Here is a 1,498-nt window from a genome sequence, read left to right as displayed (position 1 = left end):
CTACCAACTGAAGGACTGAACAATAATGAACATTGGAAAGAAAGAGAGGTAGTGAAGATGAAGAAGGCAGAAAACAAGCAAAAGCTTGGCAAGATGCAAAGGGATAAGACGGAATCGAAAGAGTATGCATCTGCGCAGAGTCAATCACTAGGAGAAGCTTTGGACCAATGGCGTCACTATCCGATAATGTCGAGGGTGGTAGAAAGAAATAACCTGAGACGCGCATGTGATAGAGTCAGAAGAAATGGCGGAAGCCCGGGTGTGGATGGGATGACTGTTGAAGAAGTGGAAAGTCATATCTTCAACTATTATGTTCCTTTGTGTAAGAAATTATTCGAAGGCACCTACCGTCCTCAGCCAGTAAAACGGGTTGAAATACCTAAACCGAATGGAGGTGTCCGTAAACTAGGCATACCCGTTGTAAGGGATAGAGTGATACAACAAGCGATTAAGCAGGTTATTGAACCGTCAATCGACAAGACCTTTAGCCCTTACAGTTATGGGTTTAGACCAAATCGCAATGCTCATCAAGCAAGAAAACAATGTGCCAAGTATTATGAAGAAGGCTACCGATATGTCGTGGATTGCGATTTAAAACAGTACTTTGATACGATTAACCATGACAAGCTGATGTATCTTCTGAAACAACACATTGACGATAAATCAATATTAAGATTGATTAACCGATTCTTGCAAGCTGGCGTCATTGAACCAAACGGAAACTTCCAGAAGACAGGAAAAGGCGCCCCGCAAGGAGGCGTTCTGTCGCCATTACTCAGTAACATCTATTTACATGAGTTAGATAAAGAACTAACGAAACGGGGACACCGATTCGTACGCTATGCCGATGATTTTGTCATCTTTACGAAAAGTAAACGAGCAGGCGAACGAATTCTACAGAGCATCAGTCGATTCCTATCAAAAGAATTGAAATTGGTTGTGAATACAGAAAAAAGTAAAGTAGGTAGTCCTTACCGTTTAAAGTTCTTGAGTTGTCTGATAATGAAAGCGAATGGAGGCTGTCGATACCGACCGACTAAAGAAGCAGTGAAGCAATTCAAAGCGAAACTTAGACAAGTCACGAGTCGGAAAACACCGAAAACCTTTCAAATGTTGGTAAAGGAAATCAACCAAGTAGCCAGAGGGTGGATACAATACCATGGAAGAGGCTATATTAAAGGCACTATCCGAGCCATTGAATCCTGGTTACATCGCAGAATCAGACAACTAATACTCAAACGATGGAAACGACCAAGAACGAAGATAAAAGAACTCATGAAGAGAGGACTAACACTCGATGAGTCCAAACGTATCGCCTATTCAAGAAAGAAATATTGGCGATTGTCCTGTACTTGGGAAGTTCATCAAGCCATACCAACGGAAAAACTCTACCAATGGGGTCTTTTGAATATGACCCAATTGGCAGAGCAAGTGTACTTACATTATTGAACCGCCGTATACGAGAACCGTACGTACGGTGGTGTGAGAGGTCGACTAA

Annotated in this window: 1 protein-coding gene; it reads left to right on the top strand. The window is 42.1% G+C overall.

Going from position 1 to position 1,498, the window contains the following annotated elements:
- Positions 1 to 57 precede the first annotated feature (57 nt).
- Positions 58 to 1,449 carry a group II intron reverse transcriptase/maturase gene (ltrA, locus tag GSA01S_RS10145; protein WP_083513309.1) on the top strand — a complete coding sequence of 464 codons (1,392 nt, stop codon included), beginning with the start codon at positions 58 to 60 and terminating at the stop codon, positions 1,447 to 1,449.
- Positions 1,450 to 1,498 lie beyond the last annotated feature (49 nt).

This window comes from Globicatella sanguinis NBRC 15551 (assembly GCF_001552295.1).
Classification (GTDB): Bacteria; Bacillota; Bacilli; order Lactobacillales; family Aerococcaceae; genus Globicatella; species Globicatella sanguinis.
The sequence above is the reverse complement of the archived record's forward strand: the minus strand, read 5'-3'. Positions and strand labels throughout refer to the sequence as shown.